The 265-nt window shown below is 73.6% G+C and carries 1 protein-coding gene; it reads left to right on the forward strand.

Going from position 1 to position 265, the window contains the following annotated elements:
- On the forward strand, positions 1 to 265 hold a 265-nt coding region (locus SB660_RS21265; RefSeq protein ID WP_410584376.1), incomplete at both ends, for an amidohydrolase family protein.

Consider the following 265-nt stretch of genomic DNA (forward strand, 5'->3'; position numbering starts at 1 on the left):
GTTCCCCCGCTACCTCGGGCACTACGTGCGCGAGCTTTGCGTCCTCACCCTCGAGGAGGCGGTGCGGCATCTGGCAGGCACCCCGGCCGCACGGCTGGGCCTGGACCGCGGCGACGCGCCACGCGGCATCATCCGCGAGGGGGCGATCGCCGACCTCGTGCTGTTCGACCCGCAGACGGTCGCCGCCGGCGCGACCTTCGAGCGGCCGCTCGAGGCGCCGATCGGCATCCTGGAGGTGCTCATCGGCGGTGTTCCCGTGCTGTCG

This window comes from Bacillus sp. SIMBA_005 (assembly GCF_046535585.1).
Classification (GTDB): domain Bacteria; phylum Bacillota; class Bacilli; order Bacillales; family Bacillaceae; genus Bacillus; species Bacillus pumilus.